We start from the raw sequence: 23966 nt of genomic DNA, 5'->3' as shown, positions 1-23966 counted from the left end.
GAAAGCGGTCCGAACAACATGCGATGGGCTCGCTGAGCAAAACGCCGACGGGCCGCGACGCAGCGCGCCATATCAGGCCCGCCGTCAACACATGCAATGGAGAGAGACGATGAAGCGGTTTCGTGTGACCAGTGCGACCAGTATCGTTCTAGTGATGCTATGCATCATGTACTTCATCACCTACCTCGACCGCGTCAACGTCAGCACCGCGGCGGCGGGTTTCGGCAAGGAATTCCATCTCTCGCATACGGAAGTCGGCTTGGTGTTCTCGGCCTTCGCGTATCCGTATCTGATCTTTCAGATCATCGGCGGATGGGTCAGCGATCGTTTCGGCGCGAAACGCACGCTGATTTTTTGCGGGGCCATCTGGGGCGTCGCGACCTTGCTGACCGGCTTTGCCGGCGGTCTGGTTTCGCTGCTGGCCGCGCGCGTGCTGCTCGGCTTCGGCGAAGGCGCGACGTTTCCGGCCGCCACCTCCGCGATGGCCCGCTGGGTTGCCAAGGAAAAACGCGGCTTCGCGCAGGGCATCACGCATGCGGCGTCGCGAATCGGCAATGCGGTAGCGCCTGGCCTGATCGTGCTCGTGATGGCGACCTGGGGCTGGCGTGAATCGTTTTATATCTGCGGCGTGTTCAGCCTGTTGTGGGTCGCCGTGTGGGCCATTACCTTTACCGAGCATCCGAAAGACCACCCGCGTATCACGACCGACGAACTCGCCGTGCTGCCCGCGCCAAAGCCGAAAGCCGCTGGTGTGCCGTGGGGCAAACTGTTTCGCCGCATGTGGCCGGTCACGATCGTGTACTTCTGCTACGGCTGGACGCTCTGGCTGTTCCTGAGCTGGATTCCCCAATACTTTCTGCACAGCTATCACCTGCAATTGCAGAAGTCGGCCATCTTCGCTTCGGTGGTGTTCTTCGCCGGCGTGATCGGCGACACGCTCGGCGGCATCGTGACCGACTGGATCTTCACGCGCACTGGCAGCCTGAAACGCGCACGCAGCTGGATGGTGTCGGTCTGCATGTTCTTCTGCCTGCTCTCGCTGATTCCGCTGATGTTCACGCACAGCCTGTATCTGTCGATGGCCTGTCTCGCATCCGGCTTCTTCTTCGCCGAAATGACGATCGGTCCGATGTGGGCGATTCCGATGGACATCGCGCCGGAATTCTCGGGCACGGCGAGCGGCATGATGAATACCGGCTCGGCATTGGCCGCGATTATCTCGCCAGTGGTCGGCGGCTTTCTGATCGACTACTTCGGCAGTTGGGAATTGCCGTTCGTCGGCAGCATGCTGTTGATGGCGATCGGCGTGGTGCTCGCGTTCCGCATGCAGCCGGAAAGCAAGTTCGCGCTCAACGCAGGCGACAAGGCTCAAGTTCCCACCAGCATGGGCGTTTGAGCACACCGCACCGTTCCCTCTCTATTTGCCTTTGACGACATGACGACAGCACTCAGCCGGCTTCTTGCCGACGCACGCCGCAATCACGCCACGCTCGACACGTTGTCGCCGGAGCACACGCCCGCCGATGCCGCGGCAGCCTACGCAATCCAGCACGAAATCCTGGACGCATGCGGCGCGCGGATCGCCGGCTGGAAGATCGGCGCGAAGTCCGACAGCGGTCCGATCCAGGGCGCGCCGTTGCCCGACCTCGACTTGCATGCAGACGGTGCGCGTCTGCCCCGTGAAGTTTTCGCGCCGCTGGGGCTCGAACTGGAAATCGCGTTTCGCTTCGGACGCAGCTTCGAACCGTCCACCACGCCGTATAGCGAGGACGAGGTGCGGGCGGGCATTGGTTCGATCGGCGCGACCATTGAAATCGTCTCGAGCCGCTACGCGGCGTGGCCCTCGGTCGACAAGCTCGCACAACTCGCGGATCTGCAGAACCATGGCGCGTTGATCGTGGGCGAATTCACGCCGTATCGCGAGGACTTTTCGTTCATGGCGCCGTCGCTGCGGTTCAGTTTCGACGGGCACGATGTGGTGCAAAGCACGCCTGCCAATCCGGCCGGCGATCCGCGGCGTCTGTTGACGTGGCTCGTCAATCACGCCACGTCGCGCGGCATTGCCGTGACGCCGGCCATGGTCGTCACGACTGGTTCGTACACCGGCATGTTCTTCCCGAAGAACGCGGGCACGGCAAGCGGGCGCATTGAAGGGCTCGCGCCGGTCAGCCTCACGCTCTACTAGCCGCTTCCCGTGTTATTGCCATAGGGCGACGATATGCCGAACCCCACTTCCGCTCTACTCGTCAAGCCGATCCATCTGGTCCCTTCCGCCGCGCGTCTGACGAGTCCGCTCGCGCAGCATCTGCGTAAATCGCTGCGCGGCGACGTGTTGTTCGATGCGGCGAGCCGCGGCCGTTACGCGACCGACGCGTCGATCTATCAGATCACGCCGATCGGCGTGGTGGTGCCGCGCGACCAGGACGATTTGCGCATCGCGCTGGAAATCGCGCGCAGCGAGAAGGTGCCGCTCCTCGCGCGCGGCGCGGGCACGAGCCAATGCGGCCAGACGGTCGGCGAAGCGCTGGTGATCGATACGAGCAAGTGGTTGAACAATATCGTCGCGTTCGACGCCGAAGCGCGCACGGTGACGGTCGAACCGGGCGTCGTGCTGGACCACCTGAACGCCTGGCTCAAGCCCTACGGTCTATGGTTTCCGGTGGATGTGTCGACGGCCGCGCAATGCACGATCGGCGGCATGGCCGGCAACAACTCGTGCGGCTCGCGCTCGATCGAATACGGCAACATGGTGCACAACGTCGACGCGATCGACGCGATTCTCGCGGACGGCAGCGAAGCCCATTTCGGCTCGTTGCGCGACGCGCCGCAAGGTGCGCGCCTGCAGCAGATACTCGCAGGCGTGAAGCAGATCGCCGAGCGCGAGCACGACGAAATCGTGGCGCGCGTGCCGAAGGTTTTGCGACGCGTGGCGGGCTACAACATCGACGTGTTCGATTGCCAGAACCCACGCGCTTATACCGACGACGGCATCGCGAATCTCGCGCATCTGCTGGTCGGCTCGGAGGGTACGCTCGCGTTCAGCCGGCAACTCACGCTCAGGCTTGCGCTGCTGCCATTGCATAAAACGCTCGGTGTGGTCAACTTCCCGACTTTCTGGCAGTCGATGGATCTGACGCAGCACATCGTCAAGCTCAAGCCGGTGGCGGTGGAACTGGTCGATCGCACGATGATCGATCTGGCGATGAGCAATCCGGCGTTTCGTCCGGTGATCGGCAAGGCGCTGGTCGGCGAGCCGCAGGCCATTCTGCTGGTCGAGTTCGCGGGCGAGGACCGCGAAGCGCAACTCGCGTCGCTCAAGCAGCTCACGGAACTGATGGCCGACCTCGGCCTGCCCGATTCGGTCGTCGAGATGCCGGACGCGAACGAACAGAAAGCGTTGTGGGAAGTCCGCAAGGCCGGGCTCAATATCATGATGAGCATGAAGGGCGACGGCAAGCCGGTGTCTTTCATTGAAGATTGCGCGGTGCCGCTCGAACATCTGGCCGAGTACACGAGCCGTTTGACCGAGGTGTTCCATCGGCACGGCACGGAGGGCACCTGGTACGCGCACGCGAGCGTCGGCACGCTGCACGTGCGGCCGATTCTCGACATGCGGCGCGACGGCGCGCAGAAAATGCGCGCCATCGCCGACGAAGCCGCGGCGCTCGTGCGCGAGTACAAGGGCGCGTATTCCGGTGAACATGGCGACGGATTGTGCCGCGGCGAATGGGTCGCGTGGCAATACGGGCCGCGCCTGAATCAGGCGTTCACCGAAATCAAGATGCTGTTCGATCCGGATAACCGCTTCAATCCCGACAAGATCGTGCGTCCGCCGAAAATGGACGATGCGCGCAATTTCCGCTTCGCGCCAGGCTACAAGGAACAGCGTATCGACACGGCGCTCGACTGGTCGGCATGGAATGTCGAACGCGACCCGCTGACCGGACGGGAGACGCCGCCCGGCACCGGTAACGATCTGTCCGGCGGGCTCGCGAAGGCCGTGGAGATGTGCAACAACAACGGCCACTGCCGCAAGTTCGACGCGGGCACCATGTGCCCGAGCTATCGCGTGACGAAGGACGAACAGCACCTCACACGCGGCCGTGCGAATACCTTGCGTCTCGCGATTTCCGGTCAACTCGGCGAAGCGGGCCTCGCCAGCGACGACGTCAAGGACACGCTCGATCTGTGCGTGTCCTGCAAGGGCTGCAAGCGCGATTGTCCGACGGGCGTCGATATGGCGAAGTTCAAGATCGAGGCGCGGGCCGCGCGCGTCAAGCATCACGGACTGCGTTTGCGTGACAGGCTGGTGGCTTTCATGCCGCGTTACGCGTCGGCGGCGAGCCGCTTTCCGGGGTTGATGGCGCTGGCCGACAACGTGCCGGTGCTGTCGGCGTGGTTCAAGCGGTCCGTGGGCTTCGCGCCCGAGCGGAGCTTGCCGCGCTTTCAGAAGTCGTTTCTGGCTAGTGCGGTGCCGGCCAAGGCGACTCGCGGCGCCGCGCTGAAAGAGGTGCTGCTCTTTGTCGATACGTTCAACAACAACATGGAGCCGGACAACGCGCGCGCTGCGCAGCAAGTGCTGGAAGCCGCGGGCTACACGGTGCACTTCAATCAGCGCCAGGGCGAGCGGCCCGTATGTTGCGGCCGCACGTTCCTCGCGGCGGGTCTCGTCGATGAAGCGAAGCAGGAAGCGCGGCGCATGCTCGATCTGTTCAAGCCGTTCGTGGAGCGCGGTGTGCCGATCGTCGGACTGGAGCCGTCATGCTTGCTGTCGTTGCGCGACGAGTTTCTGCACTACGGTTTCGGCGACGAAGCGCGCAGGCTCTCCCAACAGGCGTTTCTGTTCGAAGAGTTTCTGGTGCGCGAGAACGAAGCCGGACGTTTGCAGCTTGCGCTGAAGCCGTTGGCCAAACAGCAGGCGCTGGTGCATGGCCACTGCCACCAAAAGGCCTTCGACGCCTTTACGCCCGTGCAGACGGTATTGAAATGGATTCCTGAGTTGAAGGTGTCGACCGTGGAATCGTCGTGCTGCGGCATGGCGGGCAGTTTCGGCTATGAAGCCGAGCACTTCACGACGTCTCAGGCGATGGCGGAGCTATCGCTGCTGCCGGCGGTGCGCAAGATGGACGGCAACACGCTCATGGTCGCGGACGGCACGAGTTGCCGGCATCAGATTCACGACGGTGCGGGCGTCGAGGCGATCCACGTGGCACGCTTGCTGGCAATGGCGTTGTAATAACGGCGCGTAGCGCGGGACATGCCGTCATTCCGCATCAGCCGGCAACCGCCTGCCGATACGCGGTCGGCGCGACGCCTACACTCTCGCGGAACCGGTGGCTGAAATGGCTGGCATTCGCATAGCCGCATTGTTCGGCGACCTGCGTGAGCGGCAGCGTCGTAGTCCGTAACAAAGTACGCGCGCGTTCGAGCCGCTGTTGCGCGATCCACGCGGCGGGTGGCAGTCCGAACGAAGTGCGGAACATGCGCGCAAGATGAAATTCCGACAACGCCGCGACGCCGGCAAGCTCGCCGAGCGTGAGCGTCTGCGCCAGATGGCTTTCGATATAGTCGCGCAGCCGCCGGCGAGTCGCGACGGACAGACCGCCTTTGAGCGACGCATCCGTGCGGCGCACGCCTTGGGCGCGCAACAGCAGACTGAGCACCTGATGGGCGGTTTCATTGGTGCGCAGCAAGCCGTCAGGATCTTGCCAGTCCTCATTCGCCAGCGATTGACACAGACTGGCGATGCGCGCGTCTTCGAAATACGTGCGGTCGGCGAGGGTCAGTTCGCGCGGCTCGCGATCGAGCTCCTGAACGGCGCGCTGGGTGAAATGCTCCGGCAGGAAGTACAGATGCATGAAATGCATGTGCCCCCGTACCCACCAGCGTGACTCGTGGTCACCGGGCAGTGCGCAGAGTCGCGACGGAGCGCCGTAATGCCCGGGCATTTTTTGGCGCTCGGTGCGATAACCGCCATCCAGGTAGCACGACAGCGTGTGATGGCCGGGGCGTTCGTAGATGGTTTCGGCTTCTTCCGTGTCGCGCGTCCAGACGGCGATGGCCAGCCGGTCGCCGAGCCACGCGAAACGGTCCAGATTGGCGTTGGCGCTGCTCAGCGTGTGACACACCGACTGAAGGCCGAACGGCGTTTCGGCGGAGTGGGTCGCGGTGGCGGGCGGTCTGGCGTTCACGAAACGGGCGGAAACTTGTCTTGACTGAATGAGCGTCAGTATACGGCGACCCGCGCGAGGCGGCTTGCCACTACCGGAAAATGCGCAATTTTGGACAAGTGCAACCGACGGGGCTGCGGCATAGTGAGTTCCCGTATTCGCTGTTGCAGGCTTGGCCATGAATCTTTCGCTGTATGTCGCCACCGTTCTGATCTGGGGCACCACGTGGATCGCAATTAAATGGCAACTGGGGGCCGTACCGCCGCCGGTGTCGATTGCCTGGCGTTTCTGGATCGCCGCACTGGTGCTGTTCGCTTTGCTGCGTATCATGCGCCGGCCGATCTGGCCGCCGCGCGCCGCGTGGCGATTTCTGGTCGCGCAAGGGTTGGCGCTCTTCTGCCTTAACTTCCTGTGCTTTTACTACGCCGAACAGGTCGTGCCGAGCGGCCTCGTGGCAGTGGTGTTTTCCACCGCGCCGCTGCTGAATTCGATCAACGGTCGGCTGTTCATGGGCCGGCCTTTGCAACCCACGGCAATTGCCGGGGCGTTGCTCGGGCTCGTTGGCATCGTGTGTCTGTTCGTGCAGCAGATGGCGGGACATCTCGGCGATCACGCCGCGTGGTTGGGTCTGGGAATCGCGTTTCTCGGCACGCTGTGCTTTTCGGCCGGCAACCTGCTGTCAAGCCGCATGCAATCGATGGGCTTGCACCCTTTCGCCACCAATAGCTGGGCGATGATGATCGGCGCTAGCGTCCTGACGGTGGGAAGCGTATTGGCAGGTTTCTCGTTCGCTGTCGAACCGTCCGCGCGTTATCTCGGCGCGCTCGCCTATCTCGCCATTTTTGGCTCGGTGATCGGCTTTACGGCTTACCTGATGCTGGTCGGGCGCATTGGACCCGAGCGTGCGGCTTACTGCACGGTGTTGTTCCCGATCGTGGCGCTGGCGGTATCGACAGTATTCGAAGGTTATCAGTGGTCGGCGCTAGCCGTGGTCGGCCTGTTGCTGGTGGTCGCCGGCAATCTGGTGGCATTCGATCTTACACGGCGCATCTTCGTGCGACGGGTGCGAACCTCCTGACGGGCATCCTGGCAGGGGGCGGGCGTCGCATTGATCCGTTCGCTCAAAGGTGAAATTCCCAACGGTCGTCTGCGCACCCGCCGGCGTTTGAGGTGAGCGTTTTCGGGGGCTAATGACGCGGTCGGTCAGCGCATTGGTGAGCTTATTCGGGACCCCGAGTACAGCCGGAAATGGAGGCGTGCGAACGCCGCCAGCGCCTCCGCATTAACCACATGGGTAGACGGATCCGCCCAACGCACTTATAATCGTTGCATCCTAATCGCGAGATAGCAGCCAAATAGGCTAAGTTGGAAGGGGTTGAGTGCAAACTGGCAACACTTTGCAAACGCCCTAGCGCCGGTGCGAACCGGCACTCAAAGGAGGCCCCAAACCTCCGTCGGACAAGCGGCTCGACGCTGCTGTCCAAATCATCGATGGATCTGGCACCAGTTTTGCTGACTGGTTCGCCACCGAAGGCGAATTCACCCCGCCCTCGCGCCGGGCAAACACAAACGCCTTGGCACCCCTCGGTTCACCTCGCGGCATGTGCCGCGTCCCGAACTTCCCATTCGCAGCGTCGTCACGACGCCTGTGCGGCGTGGCTGTTTGCGCGCGTCGCTCGAACAAGGAGGCGCATCTTCATGATTCATCGTCCTGCCAGACTGATCGGCAGTCTTGTAGCCATCGGTATTGTCATCGCGTTGCTGGGTCGCGCGATCGACCCCGCTGCGCTGCATCAGTACGCACCTGATCTGGTCTATTACACGAAGCGGCATCTGCTGCTCGTCGGCTATTCCATGGTTCTTGCGCTGCTGGTCGGCATCCCCGCCGGTGTGTTGCTCAGCCGCCCGTCGTTCGCGCGTCACGCCGAACGCTTCATGCAGATTTTCAACATCGGCAACACGATTCCCTCGCTGGCCGTGCTGGCCATCGCGCTAGGCATCTTCGGCATTGGCGATATACCGGCGCTGGTCGCGCTGTTTCTCGCGTCGTTGCTGCCTATCACACGCAATGCCTACGAAGGCATGAAGAACGTGTCGCCCGCGCTGCGCGAGGCGGCGCGCGGGCTCGGCATGACAGGCTGGCAATCGCTGTTGCGCGTGGAGTTGCCCAACGCGATGCCGATTATCGTCGGCGGCGTGCGCACTGCGCTGGCGATCAACGTAGGCAGCGCGCCGCTCGCCTATCTGATCGGCGCGGATAGTCTCGGCACGCTGATTTTCCCGGGCATCTACCTGAACAACCAGCAGCAGCTTCTGCTCGGCGCGGCGGCCACCGCGATTCTCGCGCTGGTGCTGGACGGCATCGTCTCGGCCGGCAGCCGCTACCTGCTCGCACGGCGCGGGGTGACGGCATGATCGATCTGTTCAAACGCGGCCGCTGGATCGCGGCCGGTGCTTTGCTCTTCACGAGCCTTCACGCTAGCGCGGCAACGCTCGTGCTCGGTGGAAAAAACTTCACTGAGCAATACGTTCTTACCGAGATCACGTCGCAATACCTGCGCGCGAAGGGCTACACGATCGATGCGCGCACCGGTCTCGGCAGCACGCTGTTGCGCAGCGCGCAGGAGAACGGACAGGTCGATATCACGTGGGAATACACGGGCACGGCCGCGATCGTCTACAACAAGATCACCGAAAAGCTCGATCCGAAGACCATGTATGAACGCGTGAAAGCGCTGGACGCGAAACGTGGCCTCGTCTGGCTCGATTGCTCGCCGTTGAACAACACATACGCGCTCGGCTTGCCGCAACAGGTGGCGCAGCAAACCGGTATCCGCACGATTTCGCAACTCGCCGCGAAGATGGCGGCGGAGCCGAAAAAGAAGCACGTGTTCGCCATGGACGCGGAGTTCGCCAATCGTCCGGACGGCCTGAAGCCGCTCGAAGCCGCCTACGGCATGCAATTCAGCCGCGAGGAAACGCGGCAGATGGATCCGGGCCTCGTCTACACGGCGCTGCATAACAACCAGGTGCCGATCGGGTTGATCTACACGACGGACGGCCGGGTGAAGGGCTTCAACATCGTGCCGCTCGAAGACGATCGCCACTACTTTCCCGCGTACAACGCCACGCCGGTGGTGCGCAAAGCGACGCTCGACCAGAACCCGCAACTCGCGCCGCAGTTGAACGCGTTGTCCGACGCGCTGAACAACGACACCATGCTCGAGATGAACAAGCAGGTCGACGTCGACGGCAAACCGGTGCGCGAGGTCGCGGCGGAATTCCTGCGCACGCACAAGCTGCCCTGAGCGGAGAACCTCACGATGACTGTATTCGACTATCTATCGGCCAACTGGCCTGAATTACTGCAACTCACGGCGCAACACGTGTGGCTGGTGGGGATCGCGGTGGGCTGCGCGATTGTTGTCGGCGTACCCCTGGGTATCCTGATCAATCGGCACGAATGGCTCGCCGCGCCGCTGCTGAGCATTGCGACGGTGGTGCTGACCTTGCCGTCCATCGCGCTCTTCGGCTTGATGATTCCCGTGTTCTCGCGCTTCGGCCAGGGCATCGGCGCGGTGCCGGCGATTACCGCCGTGTTCCTCTATTCGCTGCTGCCGATCATGCGCAACACCTACCTCGCGCTACGCAACGTCGACGCCGGCATCAAGGAAGCGGGTATCGGCATCGGCATGACGGTGTGGCAGCGGCTGCGCCTCGTCGATTTGCCGCTCGCCGTGCCGGTGATTCTCGGCGGTGTGCGCACGGCGGTGGTGATGAACATCGGCGTGATGACGATTGCCGCGGTGATCGGCGCGGGCGGTCTCGGCACGCTGATCATCCGCGCGATTGGCCAAAGCAACATGATGAAACTGTTGGTGGGCGCCGTGCTCGTGAGTTTGCTCGCGATCGTCGCCGACCTGCTGCTGCAGGCGCTGCAACGCTTTCTGACCCCGAAGGGAGTACAAAAGACATGATCGAACTCGACAAACTGACCAAGACGTTTACGCAAAAGGACGGCCAGCAGGTGAAGGCGGTCGACTCGGTGAGCCTCACGGTGGGCGAAGGCGAAATCTGCGTATTTCTCGGCCCGTCGGGCTGCGGCAAGACCACCACGCTGAAGATGATCAACCGTCTGATCGCGCCGACCTCAGGGCGCGTGCTGATCAACGGTGAAGACACTTCGGGTTTGAATGAAGTCGAACTGCGCCGCCACATCGGCTACGTGATCCAGCAGATCGGCCTGTTCCCGAACATGACGATCGAAGAGAACATCACCGTCGTGCCGCGCTTGCTCGGTTGGGACAAGAAGCGTTGCCGCGAGCGGGCCACGGAGTTGATGTCGATGGTGGCGCTCGATCCGAAGCAGTATCTGAAGCGTTATCCGCGCGAGCTGTCGGGTGGTCAGCAGCAGCGCATCGGCGTGATTCGCGCATTGGCCGCCGATCCGCCCGTGCTGCTAATGGACGAGCCGTTCGGCGCAGTCGACCCGATCAATCGCGAGTCGATTCAGAACGAGTTCTTCCAGATGCAGCGCCAACTGAACAAGACGGTGATCATGGTGAGCCACGACATCGACGAGGCGATCAAGCTCGGCGACCGCGTCGCCGTGTTCCGCCGTGGCCAACTGGTGCAGTACGACCATCCGGATACGCTGCTCGCGCATCCACGCGACGAGTTCGTCGGTGCGTTCGTCGGTCAGGACAGCACGTTGAAGCGCCTCTTGCTGGTGAAAGCCGGCGACGCCGCCACCCAGCCGGAGACCGCGCGCGCCGATACGCCGGTCTCGCGTGCGTTCCAGATGATGGATGACAACGACAGCCGCTATCTGACCATCGTCGACGGAAACCAGCAGGCGCTCGGTTATGTGACGCGCCGCGCGGCGCGTGCGGGCGAAGGCGTGTGCGGCGACCACCTGAGCGCGTTCAAGGCGACGGTCGGCGCGGACGAGCATCTGCGCATCGTGCTGTCGAAGATGTACCAGTTCAATTCGTCATGGATGCCGGTGCTGGACGGCGACGGCCGTTACGTCGGCGAAGTCACACAGGATTCGATTGCGGACTACCTCAGTTCGGGCCGCTCGCGCCGGCAGACGGGGCAGCCGTCGATCGTGTCGCCTGCCGTCGCCGTGGCGGAGGCGGCCGCGGCGGCCGCGCAGGCTGCCGCGACTCAACACGCGTGAAATCGGCGAATAGGTCAAGCTGAGCGTGCGCCGTCCTCCTCGAACACGACAGCATCCGCGCGAAATTTCTGATTTATCGATCGACACCTTAACGTCGATCGCATTCGCTCTGATCACGAATAGACGGCAACGCACGATCGGTATATAACAACGTGAAAGGATGGCTTGTTCACCGATGCATCAACAGGAGCGAAGTTTCATCATGACGCAAGACGTAACGCCCAAACCGCCCACGGGCGACCGGCCGGACCTGGAGCACCTCGACGCAGCGCTCACTCACGTGGATCAGCAGGTCTCCTCGGGCAGCATTGCATCGGGTGCCGCGAAGGGCATTCTGTATAGCCTGATCGAAACGCTCGGTACGTTTGTCGGCGACCCCGATTTGCCGGAGCACGCACGTTCGGGTTACGAAGGATTGCTGGAAGCCGCGCGCGAATTACGCGCGAAGCTGGATCACTAAAGGCAATGGCGCGGCGTCTGCGGGCGGCGCGATTCGCATCGGCATGCTGGCCGATCTGGCGCGGGCGTTGCCATTGTCAGGTGATTTCCAAGTGATCGCCCGGTGTGGCGGAATAACGCGGCGGCGAATCGCCGTTCGATTCCCACCGCATCGAGCCGCTACATTTCGGCGGGACGGCTGTCTATGATAAAAAGGGCGCACTGTTTCCAACACTGCGTCCTTTTTTATGCTCTCTGCGTCTGCTATCGCGCTACTGGCCGTCGGCATTGTCGTCGTGCTGATTACGCCTGGCCCCACCAATACGCTGCTTGCGGCAGCCGGCTTGCGCCAGGGCGTGCGGCGCTCGCTGCCGCTGATCGCAGCCGAACTGGGCGGCTATTTCATCTCGATCTCGGTCTGGGGACATTTCCTAGCCCAGGCCGCCCATGCGCTGCCGTGGTTGCCCTCGCTGCTGCGCGTGGCGGCTGGCTTGTACATTGCCTACCTCGCCGTCGACATGTGGCGTGCGGCGGTGGCGTTGCCCGATTCGGCGCAGCGCGCGAGCGGCATGCGCACGCTGTTCGTGGCGACGCTGCTTAATCCTAAGGGCTTGTTGTTCGCCGGCACGATCTTTCCGGCTATCGCCTTCGCGCAGCTGCCGGCCTACGCGTTTGCGATGCTGATGTTCGCGTGCCTGTTGGTGCCGATCGCGCTCGCCTGGATCGCGTTCGGTGCCGCGCTTGGCAGCGGCAAGCTCACCTGGCTGAATCCGGTGAAGGTACAGCGCGGCGCTTCGATCGTGCTCGGCGTGTTTTCCTTGTCGCTGGCATGGGCGGCGCTGCATTGAGCGTGGCGCTGATCTCGCATTCAGGCGACCGCGCCGGCTCGCGAGCGGACTTCTTCTTGCGGGGCGTCGTCGACGCTTAGTGCTTCGAGCCATTCTGGCGGCGCGGCAGTGATTTCCAGTTGCGGCGTGCCGTGCCAATCCGCGCAGCGTTGCAACGCGCGGCGCAGATCGCCGGCAAGACGGGCGCTCAGCCGCACGCCCGGTTCGATGTGCAACGACTTCAGTTCGAACACGCCTTGGGTCCGATGCGCTTTCGCATCCACGCGGCCGACCAGACGCCCGCGGCTCAGCAGCGGCAACACGAAGTAACCATATTTGCGCTTCGCGGCGGGCGTATAGCATTCGATCGCATAGTCGAAGTCGAACAGCGCAGCGGCGCGCTTGCGATCCCACACGACCGGATCGAACGGCGACAACACCGTGGTGACAGTCGACGCGAGCTTGCCGCTCGCGGCGTCGTCGAGTATCGCGGCGAAGTCGTGATGAGCGAACGTGTCCTGCTTCCAGCCTTCCACGCGCACCGGAATCAGCTCGCCCTGCTCGGCGAGCGCATGCAGTTCGTCGCGGTAGGGGCGGCGCGGCAAGCGGTAGTAATCGGCGACCCAATCGGCGCGCGCCACGCCGAGCGCACGGCAGGTGCGGCGTAACACTTCTTCGGTCACGATGTGCGCCGGCGGCAGATCGCGTGCGTCGTCCCAGTCGGGCAGCACGCGTTCGGCCAGATCGTAGACGCGATGGAAATTGCGCCGCTCGGCCACCATCAGTTGCCCGATCGCGAACAGCACTTCCAGATGGCGTTTCTCCGGCTTCCAGTCCCACCAGCCGTTGCCCTTGCCCGCCTCGCGGGCGAAATCCGCGGAGCGGACCGGACCGGTCGCGCGAATATGGGCGAGCAGCTTCTCAATGTCCTTGCGATGCTTCTTGTGCCACTCGGCCGCGTATTTCCAACCCATGCCGCTCGGATCGAGCATGCGATGGCGCAGCAGGCCGTAGTCTTCGGTCGGCACGAAACAGGCTTCATGCGACCAGTACTCGAACAGCTTGCCTTCGGCGAGATGCTCGTCGAGCCACTGCTGCGGATAGGTGCCGAGCCGGCTGAACAACACCAGATAGGGGCTGCGCGCGACGACGTGGATCGTGTCGATCTGCAATTGCGCCATGCGGCGAATCGCGTCGAGCACGTCTGCTTTGACAGCCTTGCGGCGCGGCGGCGTCAGCAAACCTTGCGCGGCCAGATGCAAGGTGCGGGCGGCGGAAAGCGGAAGGGTCTTCACGCGGGCTTCGATCAGTGAGTGAGTGCGATGGTGGCGGACATCCGGTCCGGCCTGAATCAGCAGCCGCTACTGTAGCGTGAAGCGCCCAACCATGTTGTCACCACCCGCGGCCGTGATGCCGGTCCCAGCCGCGGTGACGGCCATGATCGTGATGCCAGCGGCGGCCGCGGTAGTAGTCGTCCCGGTAGCCGTAGCCATAGGCCGGTTGCGGCGCGTACACGACCGGCGGTGGCGCATAGACCGGCGGTGCTGCATACACGGGTCCCGGCGTGTTGACGAAGACGCCGACGTCCACCCTGGCCGAGGCGGCAGTCGAGGCGCAGGCGGCGGCAAGGCCGAAGGCGGCGAAAAGGATCGCGCGTTGGATCATGCTTGTCTCCTGTCGTGTCGAAAGAGCCGGCCATTCGCTGTCGAATGGCTGACTACAATATTACGAGACAGTAAGAAAAGCAGGTGCAACCAGTTGAAGGGGTGTGTAACAGCAGGTTACCCGCCGGCCGGCGGTTGCAAGGCCGGCGGGCGGTTCAGGAGAGATTGTTTCAGGCGCCCAGCGCGACCGCGTCGCCCGCTGTCACTGCCAGTAGTTGATGGATTTGAGCGACCACGGCAGCGCCTTCTCCGACCGCCGCCGCCACCCGTTTCGTCGAGCCGGCGCGAGCGTCGCCGATCGCGTACACGCCTTCGACCGTGGTGGCGAGATCGCAGACCGACGCTCCTTCAACGCTCGTGCCCGTCAGCACGAAGCCCTTGTCGTCGAGTTCCACGCCGCAGGTGCGCAGCCAGTCGGTATTCGGATCCGCGCCGGTGAACAGGAACAGATGGCGCGTGTCGAAATGATCGGTGCCATCGGGCAACGGTTTTTTCAGGCGGACTGACGACAAGCCGCTTTCGTCGGCATCCAGCTTGCCGATTTCCGAATTCGGATGCACGAACACATTCGGCAACGAGCGGATCCGGTCGATCAGATAGCGCGACATGGTGGCTTCAAAACCACTGCGCCGGATCAGCACGTGGACTTTGGCCGCATGCGTGGCCAGATACACGATCGCCTGGCCGGCCGAGTTGCCGCCGCCCACCAGCACGACTTCCTGGCGCTTGCACAGCTTCGCTTCGACGGGCGACGCCCAGTAGTAGACCCCGCGCCCTTCGAAGCGGTCTAGCCCTTCGAGCGCCGGGCGCCGGTAAACCGCGCCGCTCGCAATCACAATGGCGCGCGCCGTGATATGCCCGCCGCACTTCAGTTCCAGCCGATGTGGCCGCTCTGCGCAATGCAGCGCCTTCACGTTGACCGGAATCGCGACGTGCGCGCCGAATTTCTGCGCTTGCACGAATGCGCGGCCGGCCAACGCCTGGCCGGAAATACCGGTCGGAAAGCCGAGATAGTTTTCGATTCGTGAACTTGCGCCGGCCTGGCCGCCTGGCGCGCGGCTGTCCAGCACGATCACCGACAGGCCTTCGGAGGCCGCGTACACAGCGGTGGCGAGCCCAGCCGGGCCCGCGCCGACAATCGCGACGTCGTACACATGCGCATCGTCGAGATCGGGCAGCAAGCCCAGGCACGTGGCAAGTTCCGGCATGCTCGGATGACGCAGCACCGAGCCGTCCGGGCAGATCACCAGCGGCATGTCTTCTTTTTGCGCGGCGAATTGCTCGATGAGACGCAACGCGTCTTCGTCGCGTTCGTCGATCACGGAATGGGGATGGCCGTTGCGCGACAGAAAGCCTTGCAGCATGACAAGCCGCGCGTCGTTACTGCTGCCGATCAGGATCGGCCCGCCGGCGCCTTTTTCGATCAGCGACACGCGCCGCAGAATCAACGCGCGCATGATGCGCTCGCCGAGTTCCGCTTCGGCGACGATCAATGCGCGCAGCCCCTCCGGTGGAATCAGCAATGCCTCCACCGAACTGAGCGCCATGCCGTTGACCAGCGCGGGCCGTCCCGACAATTGACCGACTTCGGCAAGAAAATGCCCTGCGCCGTGCTCGCCGATCAGGACTTCACGCCCGATGCCATCGCGCTGATAGACTTTCACGCGTCCTTCGAGCAGCACGAACATGCCGGGACCGGTGTGGCCGGTCTCGAACAGCAGCTCACCCGCCTTCCAGTGACCGATCTCGCCGAACCGCCGCAGGCGACCGATTTCCGCGCAGGTGAGCGCGGGGAACATCTGATGCATGCGCGTCGAGAGAGACGAAAACGGCGCGTCGGCGACGACGGCCTGCTGTTGCCCTTCCGCTTGTTGTTGTGCTTCAGTTTCTTGAGTCGAAAGCATTGAACCGCTCCTTCGTGTTCATTGACGGATCGAACGGGAGGCGAAGCGGCGCGGCGCCGAATGGCGCAAATGCAAGTTGCGCTGCTTGCGCTACACGGCCTTCGGCGCGACGTCCTCGACCGCCACTTCCGGCGGCGGCATGTCGGGCAGCGAATCCACCGGCTTGCCCGAGTCGCGCCAGGCTTCCATGCCACCGCGCAGCGGCAGCACGTCGGAGAAGCCGGCTTCGTTCAATTGTTTGGCCATCCATGCCGCGGAAATCTCATTCGGGCAGGAACAGTAGATCACCAACTTTTGATCGCGCGGATAGGTCGCGACGATCTCGTCGAGCTGCCGCTCGTCGGCGAATTGCGAGCCCGGAATCACGAACGGATCGAGCTTGCGCTTCTCATGCGAACGGATGTCGAACAGCACCGGCGTCTTGCCGGCCTTCACCAGCGCCGCCAGTTCGTCGACTTCGATGCGCGCCGACGCGAGCTTCGCAATCAGCTGGCGCCGGCGGATCCAGCGGTACGCGGCATACGCCAGCAGCAACGCGACCGCGACCAGCGCGGCGGTGCGGCCGAGGCGCCCGGCCAGGGCGAACAGCATATCGATCTGCTTCGCGAACAACGCACCGATGATCAGGCCCGTACCGGACCACAACGCGGCGCCGATGCTGTCGTAAGTGAGAAACGTGCGATAGCGCGTGCCCATGGCGCCCGCCATCGGAATCGAGACGATCGACAGGCCCGGCACGAACTTGGCCACGGCCAGCACGCGCACACCCCAGCGGCCGAAAAACCGTTCGGTCTTTTTCACGCAGGTGTCACGCGAGAGCGACAGCCGGCAAATCGCTTTCAGCGTGTTGCCGCCGTACATCCGGCCGGCGAAATACCACGCGCTGTCACCGATCAGCGTGGCGAATATCGACAGGATGAGCACCGGCGCCAACTGCGTGCCCACTGAGCCGGGATGCATGGCCGCCATCGCCCCGAACAGCACGAGCGAGGGCATGGCCGGAACCGGCAGCCCGATCGAGGCGGCGAGCACGTTCACGAACACGAGCGCCGGCCCATACTGCTCGACGAGATCATGTAGCATCGGCTTACATCCGCAGCCCTTTCGGGCGCGGCGCAGGTAGGGAATGCGAAGGAGAATGCAAGGATTATGGACGCATTTTCGAGACGAGGAAACGCCCCGAAAAGACGTCCGTTATTCGGGCGTTCAAAGCGTTATCGCAAGCACACTGAACCGTTCGAAAGGCGCATTAGGAGCGCAATTCGAACAAAGCGAAAAGGCTTGAATGACACGCCGCATGCCGAAGCGGAAATAATGCCCGATTGATATGCCGTAGGCGTCGTATCGGTAAGCAATTTAAGAGCGGCGCCGCGTAAGCGTCACGCGGCAATTGCACCCGAGTGCAATGCCGCGTGATGTATTTCATTGACGATGATTGTGCTGTTCGCCTGGCAGTTCGGCGCCATGCGCGCGAATCGCGGCAATCAGTTCGGCTGGCGTGATTTCGTAGCGCACTTCGCGGTGAATGCCTGGCTTGCGCTCATCGACTTCGATCAAAAGAATGCCTTTGCCGTCTTCTGTCGATTCGAGGCGCAGCGAGCGGAGTTCGCGCGCCGTTGCGTCGTCGTATTCGGTGAGCAGGGCCATTGACCCGGAGGACCCGGTAGTGCGCATCGAAGTTGTCCTTGTTCCGTTGTTGATCGAGCCATTGTACGGGCAGGATAGTGCGACGTCTGTCGCGCCACGGTCACGCTCTACGGATTTGCCCGTTCACCGGCCTGTGTGCCGCGTACCGCCAGGCGTGTTGACTGGCGCGGCCCGCCGGGCAACGCGTGTCGTGACGTCCCGCCGTGATAACCAGTTTAACGCGACTCCCGGCAACGACGAATGCATTTTTCGTGCCCCGAGGCGGTGCGCTTCTTCTCCATGACTGTCACGCTGTTGACGCGCGCATTGGTTAGGCGGATGCGGCGACCCACTGCCGGTCGGTCGCTCCGCGCTAGTGCATCGCGCAGACCAGCTGCGCGCGAATAGGGCAGTGCGATGTCGAAAGTGGTGAGAGGTGGTGAGAGCCGGCAAAAAAATAGCCCGTCCATGAGTGGGACGGGCCGCTAAACGCCGTTGTTACTTGGGTCAGCCTGCCCTTACAACCAACTGGGCGCTGACGGGATCCATCCTGCTGCGCCAATACTGGGCTGTCGAGGTGGGAGTAACGCCGATCTATCAGACCATTGTGGCTTCGTCCTGTTCGAGATCGCGTGCGACGCCCGGCGCGCTGCGTCGCTCGATGTCGGCGGCAACGGTTTGCGCGGCATCGGGCGTGAAGCCCTGATGACGCTTCGTGCTGGTGACGCGTTGCGCGGGCGTGGCTTGCGCAACGGTGAACAGACGCACCGCCTCATCCAGCACGTCGGCCTGTTCCGCGAGACGCTGCGCGGTCGCCGCCGCCTGCTCGACGAGCGCCGCGTTCTGCTGCATGGCGCCATCCAGATGCGAGACCGCCTGATTGACCTGGCGAATCCCTTCCGCCTGTTCGCTGCTGGCATTCGCCACTTCGACGATGATCGACGACACGCGGCCCACCGCTTCGTCGATCACGCGCATTTGCGAGGTGGTGCGCGCAACCAGTTCCGTGCCCGCCGCGACTTCGGTCGTACTCGCTTCGACCACCGACTTGATTTCCTTCGACGACGCCGCGCAGCGTTGCGCCAGCATTCGCACTTCGCTCGCGACCACGGCGAACGAGCGGCCTGCTTCGCCCGCCCGCGCGGCTTCGACGGCCGCATTGAGCGCGAGAATGTTGGTCTGGAATGCAATGCCGTCGATCACGCTCGTAATGTCGGCGATACGCTGCGACGCCGCCGTGATGCCGGCCATGGTCTGCTCGACCTGGCCCGCGATCTTGCCGCCGACTGCTGCGGCTGCCTGCGCGTCCCGCGCCAGATCGAGCGCGCGCACGGTGGCGTCGGCGTTGGCCTGCACCGTGGTGGTTAGCTCTTCCATGGTGGCGGCGGTTTCCTCGAGCGACGCCGCCTGCAACTCCGTGCGCCGCGCAAGATCCACATTGCCGCTGGAAATCTCGCGGGCGTTGTCGAGCATGCCGGTGATCTGCGCGCGCACGTCGTAGACGATTGCGGCGAGATTCGCCTTCAACTGATTCAGTGCCTGGAGCACTTCGCCAAGATCGTCGTGGCGCGCGATTTGCAGATCCGCGGTCAGATCGCCCGCGGCGAGCCGTGTGGCGAATCCCGACATATCGCTGATCGGTGCGGCGAGTTGCCGCTTCAACATCTGCCACGACACGATGCTGACGACCGCGGTCACGCCGAACGCAATCCAGAACGGCACAGGCGGCGTGCCTTCCCAAGCCACGAGGCCGGTCAGCAGCAGCGCCAGCAACGTGATCGCGTAGCCGGCCGCCGCGCGCGTGGCGACAGGCAGGCGCATCAGCGCCTGCAGACGCCCGAGCAGGCCGGTGCGCACCACCACGCCGCGGCGCAGCCGGATGCCGCGCGCCTCGCCTGCGCGCATGCGCGCGTACAGCGTCTCGGCGGCGCGCACCGCGTCACGTTCCGGTTTCACGCGCACGCTCAAATAGCCGACCACAGTGCCTTTTTCGACCACCGGCGTGACGTTGGCCTGCACCCAGTAGTGATCGCCATTCTTGCGGCGGTTCTTCACGAGCGCCGTCCATGGGCGGCCGTCGCGGATCGTCGCCCACATGTCGGCGAAGGCCTCGCGCGGCATGTCCGGATGACGGATCAGGTTGTGCGGCTGGCCGATCAGCTCGTCGCGCGTAAAGCCCGAGACGGCGATGAAAGCGGGGTTGCAGTACTGGATGCGGCCGGTCAGGTCGGTCGCGGAGACAAGCATATTCGACGAAGGGTACTCGTACTCGTGCCCGGTGACAGGCTGGTTATTGCGCATGGCTTTCCTTGCTGGTGCTGACGCGCATGTGCGCGCGCTGCTTACTGGGTCGCAAGGATTAACGGCAATTAACCCCGTGCCCTTTAGGGTTTCCCAGTAAACCACTCAGGTTTAGCCGGGGTCGGGCCGTTAATGCAAGGTTGTCTGATGTGTGTCCGGATGCCGCCGGAAACGGTGCCGGATGCGTCGCGCGATACCTTCAAAAGGGCTACACTGCGCCCGTATATAAGGCCTGCAGACGTAGTTCGTCCCTCGATTTCGCAGTGGTCTGCCTGCACGAATCCGCTATTCCAGCGAGCTGATGCAGAAGATCCTCGACCGCACACAAGAGTCATTGGCGCTGGCTTTCGCCACGCTCGCGCAGAACGCGAAGCGCCAACAACGGGTTTATCTGGCGACGATCGGTTCCCTCATGCTGATCGTGGCGATTTTCGCGCTCGTGCTGGCTGTCGTTGCCGGGCTCGCGCAACTCGACTATCGCCGCACTTTCGCGTCGCAAAATGCAACCGACATCTCCCTTCTGCTGCACCAGGAGGAGTCGTTCTCGCGACGCGTCGAGCTCACGTTCGACTATTACTACACCGCTGTCCAGGTGCGCAGCGCGCCGGATGCCATTCAGCAATCGGTTCGACGGACCGGCATGGTGAGCGGCAAGGTGGACAGGATCGACGCGGGCTTCGACATGCTGGTCGGCGAAGCCACCGTCGCCGCGTGGGGCGCACGACTCGGCGAGAAGCTTGGCCGCCTCTACGAAGCGTCGCAGTCGACACTTGCGACGCAGCAGGCCTTCGAGTTGCAGCAACGGGCAACGCTGGTCGGGCTGAAGGAAGACTATGCGGTGATCCTGCCTTCGCTCTCGCAACCGGTGGCGGGAAAAGCCGCCGCAGCGGACCTGTCCGCCATGCCCCAGCAGCGGCTGGCAGTCATAAGGACGCTGCGCGACACGCTCGAGCGCCAACTCGAGGTGCAAACCGGCAAGCGCCTGCCCGGCAAAGGCGAGCGTGTCTGGCTCGGTCCGTATGTCGATCCGCTGGAGAACGTGCCGGTGATCTCCGCGGTGAGCGTCTACTACGACGGCGACACGCCCACTACGCTGATCAGCATGACGATCCGGCTCGATGTGCTCGCGAGGCGCATTGCGCCACCCGGCAACGAGGGCACGATACTGCTCATGACCGCGGATCACCGCATTGTCGTTTCCTCGGAGCCGATCAGCGCGCCGACCGGCAAAATGTTGCAACAGACGGTGGCGGCAACGCCGTCGCATGTATTTCATTACGGGCGTGAAGGCGTGATCTTTCATGAGCCGCTGAAGCCTGGGTTTGGCTTCCTGGTCGGCTATATGTCGTGGGGCGCGCTTGCTGTCGCGCTTGGCTGGCAACTCGCTGTGATCGGCGGCCTCGCGGCGCTGATCCTTCTGGCGGTTGCGCTGACGGCGCGTTATTTCGGACTTCGGCTGCTGCGCAATGCATTTGCCGAGACTTCCCGCTCATTGGAAAGTGAGACCATCAATCATGTTCTGGTGAGTGCGACGCCGGTCGGTCTGTGCGTCGTTCGGCAAAGCGACTATTCCATTCTGACCGTCAACGCGCTGGCAGCGGAGTTGCTGCCGTTCGAACCAGGCAGCAACCGGTTGCCGCCGCATATTGTGAGCGAATTTCGCACGCAGACGTCTGATAAACCTTCGGCCGCGGCAATTGCACGGATCACCGCTTTCGTCGTGGTCGCTCAGCCGCACCCGCAGGCGTCGGCTTCGCCGTCGTCAGACGAAGGCGCTACGCCCGCGCGGTTCTTGCAGTTTACCTATGCGCCCGCGCGGTACGCCGGTGAGAACGTGCTGTTTTGCGCGATTCTCGACGTCACCGCTCAGACCCTGCTCGAACAACAATTGCGGCACGCGCAGCAGGCGTCGGACGCCATGATGCGTGCGAGGACGAATTTCTTTGCGGCGATGAGCCACGAAATCCGCACGCCGTTGAATGCGCTGCTCGGCAATCTCGAACTGCTCGCACGCACACCCGGTCTCGAGGCGCATGCGCAGCGGCTTGCAACGTTGGGCGTGGCGTCCGATGCGCTGCGCCGCGTCGTCAACGACATACTCGACTTCTCGAAGATGGATGCCGGCGAGATGCTGCTCGCGAACGACGCCTTCCGCCCCATCGACGACTTTGAAAACATCGCGTTCTCTCACGCGCCGATGCGCGGAGACCGCCCGATCCGTTTCTATGCACTCCTTTCGCCGACACTCGACTGCACCCTGATCGGCGATCGCATGCGAATCGCGCAAGTCGTCAACAACCTGTTGAGCAACGCTTTCAAATTCACGTCCTCCGGCAAGATTACGCTGTACGCGGAAGTGAAGGACGACTCGCTGGGCCGCCCGACGCTACGCTGCCGGGTTTCGGACTCCGGCGCCGGCATGAGCGAGGCGCTTCTGGCACGACTGTTCAAGCCATTCGTGCAAGGGGAGTTGGGTACGTCGCGCGGCACTGGCGGCACCGGTCTCGGGCTCGTGATCTGCGCGCGCCTGTGCGAATTGATGGGCGGTCGGATTTCCGCCGAAAGCGTGCCTGGCGCGGGCAGCGTATTTCACGTATCGATCCCGCTCGTCGCGGTGCCCGACGAGCAGCGCGCGTCGGCGAGTCTCCCCGCGCCACGCGGGACGGCGCTCGTGTTGTGCACCGAGCAGCAAGCCGGCGAGTTTCTGGACGGCTGGCTTCAGCGAGCGGGCTGGTCGAGCCACGCAGTGGTGTTGCTCGCCGACGCGCAGGCATGGTTGAAAGCGAATCGGCCGGTAGTGTTGATCGTGTCCGGTGAATACGATCTCGAAGCGATTGCTACGTTGCGCGCGTTGCAGGCGGTCGGCGCGGTGTGGATGACGAGCGGCGGCCCGACCCGGCCGGAGGCGCGCGGTCAGGGTGTGCTCGAAGTGAGCGAGTTCAGCCGGACCGCGTGTTTGACCGCAGTCGAGCTGGCTGTCGAAGGCACGGCCGCCGCGCTGGACGAAGGGTCCGCGCGCGTCTGCGCTGTGCCTGCTGCTGAGATCGATCCCGCGTTGTTGGGTCTTGCAGTCCTCGTCGCCGAAGACAATCCTCTGATTCAGAACCTGATCGCCGAGCAACTGGCGGCGCTCGGCTGCGTGCCCACGATCGCCGCGGATGGGCAGCAGGCGCTGACGTTGTTCGAACGCGCACCCTTCGAGGTGGTGCTGACCGACATCCATATGCCGGTCATGGATGGCCACCAACTGCTGGCGGCATTGCGCGAGCGGCACGCGGAACTGCCGGTGCTGGCCTTCAGTGCCGTGGCCGAAGAGCAGCAGGCCCAGAGCTGGCACGAGAGCGGCTTTAGCGGGTATGTCTCCAAGCCAGCGTCGTTGAGCGAACTGCAAGCGGCTTTGCTGGCGGTGGTGCCCGCGCAGGCTGAGGTGGCTTCTGCTTCGGCATCGGCATCGGCATCGGCTTCGGCTTCGGCATCGGCATCGGCATCGGCTTCCGCTCCCGCGGACTCCACGCCTCCCGTCGCCAACGCAACGAGCACGCTCAGCGCGGACGACAAGGCGCGTTACACGGCCATGCTCAGGGACCACTTGCAGAAAGATCTGCCGAGGCTGCTCGCGATTGTCGAAGAAGAGGACGTGCAGGCGTTGGCCGGCTGGGCGCACAGCGCGAGCGGTGCATTCGTGGTCGTGCAGGAACCGCGGTTTTTCGAAGAATGCCGGCAGTTGCAAAGGCTATGCGCCGACTCCAGCCATTGGACAACCGAGATGGACGAACGGGCCATCTCGCTGCACGAAGCCTTATCAGATCACTACGGAGTCGACGAGCAACCCGCGCGTTGAGTTGCCGTCCAAC

At 63.5% G+C, this 23966-nt stretch carries 18 protein-coding genes; 11 read left to right on the top strand and 7 right to left on the bottom strand.

The features are described from left to right. Positions 1 to 109 precede the first annotated feature (109 nt). From BLW71_RS29215 to BLW71_RS29205, 3 genes are read left to right on the top strand one after another with little or no spacing between them, the layout of a single operon-like run. The gene (locus tag BLW71_RS29215) at positions 110 to 1396 is read left to right on the top strand and encodes an MFS transporter (RefSeq protein WP_091805248.1); all 1287 of its coding nucleotides are present in this window, start codon (positions 110 to 112) and stop codon (positions 1394 to 1396) included. Between the two features lie 39 nt (positions 1397 to 1435). Continuing rightward, a complete protein-coding gene (locus tag BLW71_RS29210; protein ID WP_091805245.1) occupies positions 1436 to 2185 on the top strand; it encodes a 2-keto-4-pentenoate hydratase in 750 nt (249 codons plus the stop codon). Positions 2186 to 2218: 33 nt separating this feature from the next. After that, complete coding sequence (locus tag BLW71_RS29205; RefSeq protein ID WP_091805242.1) at positions 2219 to 5236, top strand: FAD-binding and (Fe-S)-binding domain-containing protein; 3018 nt, start codon at positions 2219 to 2221, stop codon at positions 5234 to 5236. 37 nt (positions 5237 to 5273) lie between these two features. On the opposite strand, the gene BLW71_RS29200 is transcribed toward BLW71_RS29205, so the two are convergent. After that, positions 5274 to 6191, bottom strand: a complete 918-nt coding sequence (locus BLW71_RS29200) for a helix-turn-helix domain-containing protein (RefSeq protein WP_091805239.1) — start codon at positions 6189 to 6191, stop codon at positions 5274 to 5276. Between the two features lie 157 nt (positions 6192 to 6348). Between BLW71_RS29200 and BLW71_RS29195 the strand changes: the two genes are divergently transcribed. The 7 genes from BLW71_RS29195 (at position 6349) to BLW71_RS29165 (ending at position 12638) form a co-directional block, all read left to right on the top strand. Then, a complete protein-coding gene (locus BLW71_RS29195; protein ID WP_091805236.1) occupies positions 6349 to 7248 on the top strand; it encodes a DMT family transporter in 900 nt (299 codons plus the stop codon). 620 nt (positions 7249 to 7868) lie between these two features. Further along, on the top strand, positions 7869 to 8585 hold the full coding sequence (locus BLW71_RS29190) for an ABC transporter permease (protein ID WP_091805232.1): 717 nt from the start codon (positions 7869 to 7871) through the stop codon (positions 8583 to 8585). Next, positions 8582 to 9478 (top strand): glycine betaine ABC transporter substrate-binding protein, encoded by an 897-nt coding sequence (locus BLW71_RS29185; protein WP_091805229.1) that lies wholly within the window; start codon positions 8582 to 8584, stop codon positions 9476 to 9478. The genes BLW71_RS29190 and BLW71_RS29185 overlap by 4 nt, the downstream gene beginning before the upstream one ends. Before the next feature lie 15 nt (positions 9479 to 9493). Continuing rightward, on the top strand, positions 9494 to 10147 hold the full coding sequence (locus BLW71_RS29180) for an ABC transporter permease (RefSeq protein ID WP_091805226.1): 654 nt from the start codon (positions 9494 to 9496) through the stop codon (positions 10145 to 10147). After that, positions 10144 to 11352 carry an osmoprotectant ABC transporter ATP-binding protein OsmV gene (locus BLW71_RS29175; RefSeq protein ID WP_091805223.1) on the top strand — a complete coding sequence of 403 codons (1209 nt, stop codon included), beginning with the start codon at positions 10144 to 10146 and terminating at the stop codon, positions 11350 to 11352. Before BLW71_RS29180 ends, BLW71_RS29175 begins: the two co-directional genes overlap by 4 nt. Before the next feature lie 202 nt (positions 11353 to 11554). Further along, positions 11555 to 11812: a hypothetical protein gene (locus tag BLW71_RS29170; protein ID WP_091809029.1), complete on the top strand. Its 258-nt coding sequence runs from the start codon at positions 11555 to 11557 to the stop codon at positions 11810 to 11812. 226 nt (positions 11813 to 12038) lie between these two features. Further along, the gene (locus BLW71_RS29165; protein WP_091805220.1) at positions 12039 to 12638 is read left to right on the top strand and encodes a LysE family translocator; all 600 of its coding nucleotides are present in this window, start codon (positions 12039 to 12041) and stop codon (positions 12636 to 12638) included. A gap of 20 nt (positions 12639 to 12658) precedes the next feature. On the opposite strand, the gene BLW71_RS29160 is transcribed toward BLW71_RS29165, so the two are convergent. From BLW71_RS29160 to BLW71_RS29135, 6 genes are all read right to left on the bottom strand, one after another. Continuing rightward, positions 12659 to 13912, bottom strand: coding sequence for a winged helix-turn-helix domain-containing protein (locus tag BLW71_RS29160; RefSeq protein WP_091805217.1), 1254 nt, complete (start codon positions 13910 to 13912; stop codon positions 12659 to 12661). Positions 13913 to 14009: 97 nt separating this feature from the next. Then, entirely contained in the window at positions 14010 to 14282 is a 273-nt protein-coding gene (locus tag BLW71_RS29155) for a hypothetical protein (RefSeq protein ID WP_091805213.1), read from the bottom strand. Between the two features lie 169 nt (positions 14283 to 14451). After that, complete coding sequence (locus tag BLW71_RS29150) at positions 14452 to 16185, bottom strand: FAD-dependent oxidoreductase (protein ID WP_091805210.1); 1734 nt, start codon at positions 16183 to 16185, stop codon at positions 14452 to 14454. 90 nt (positions 16186 to 16275) lie between these two features. Then, positions 16276 to 17268 (bottom strand): DedA family protein/thiosulfate sulfurtransferase GlpE, encoded by a 993-nt coding sequence (locus BLW71_RS29145; RefSeq protein ID WP_091805204.1) that lies wholly within the window; start codon positions 17266 to 17268, stop codon positions 16276 to 16278. Positions 17269 to 17607: 339 nt separating this feature from the next. Then, positions 17608 to 17859, bottom strand: coding sequence for a hypothetical protein (locus tag BLW71_RS29140; protein ID WP_007178686.1), 252 nt, complete (start codon positions 17857 to 17859; stop codon positions 17608 to 17610). A 549-nt stretch (positions 17860 to 18408) separates the two neighbouring features. Further along, entirely contained in the window at positions 18409 to 20112 is a 1704-nt protein-coding gene (locus BLW71_RS29135) for a methyl-accepting chemotaxis protein (protein WP_091805201.1), read from the bottom strand. Positions 20113 to 20413: 301 nt separating this feature from the next. Between BLW71_RS29135 and BLW71_RS29130 the strand changes: the two genes are divergently transcribed. Continuing rightward, a complete protein-coding gene (locus tag BLW71_RS29130) occupies positions 20414 to 23953 on the top strand; it encodes an ATP-binding protein (RefSeq protein ID WP_091805198.1) in 3540 nt (1179 codons plus the stop codon). Positions 23954 to 23966 lie beyond the last annotated feature (13 nt).

It is taken from the genome of Burkholderia sp. WP9, from assembly GCF_900104795.1.
GTDB lineage: Bacteria > Pseudomonadota > Gammaproteobacteria > Burkholderiales > Burkholderiaceae > Paraburkholderia.
The sequence above is the reverse complement of the archived record's forward strand: the minus strand, read 5'-3'. Positions and strand labels throughout refer to the sequence as shown.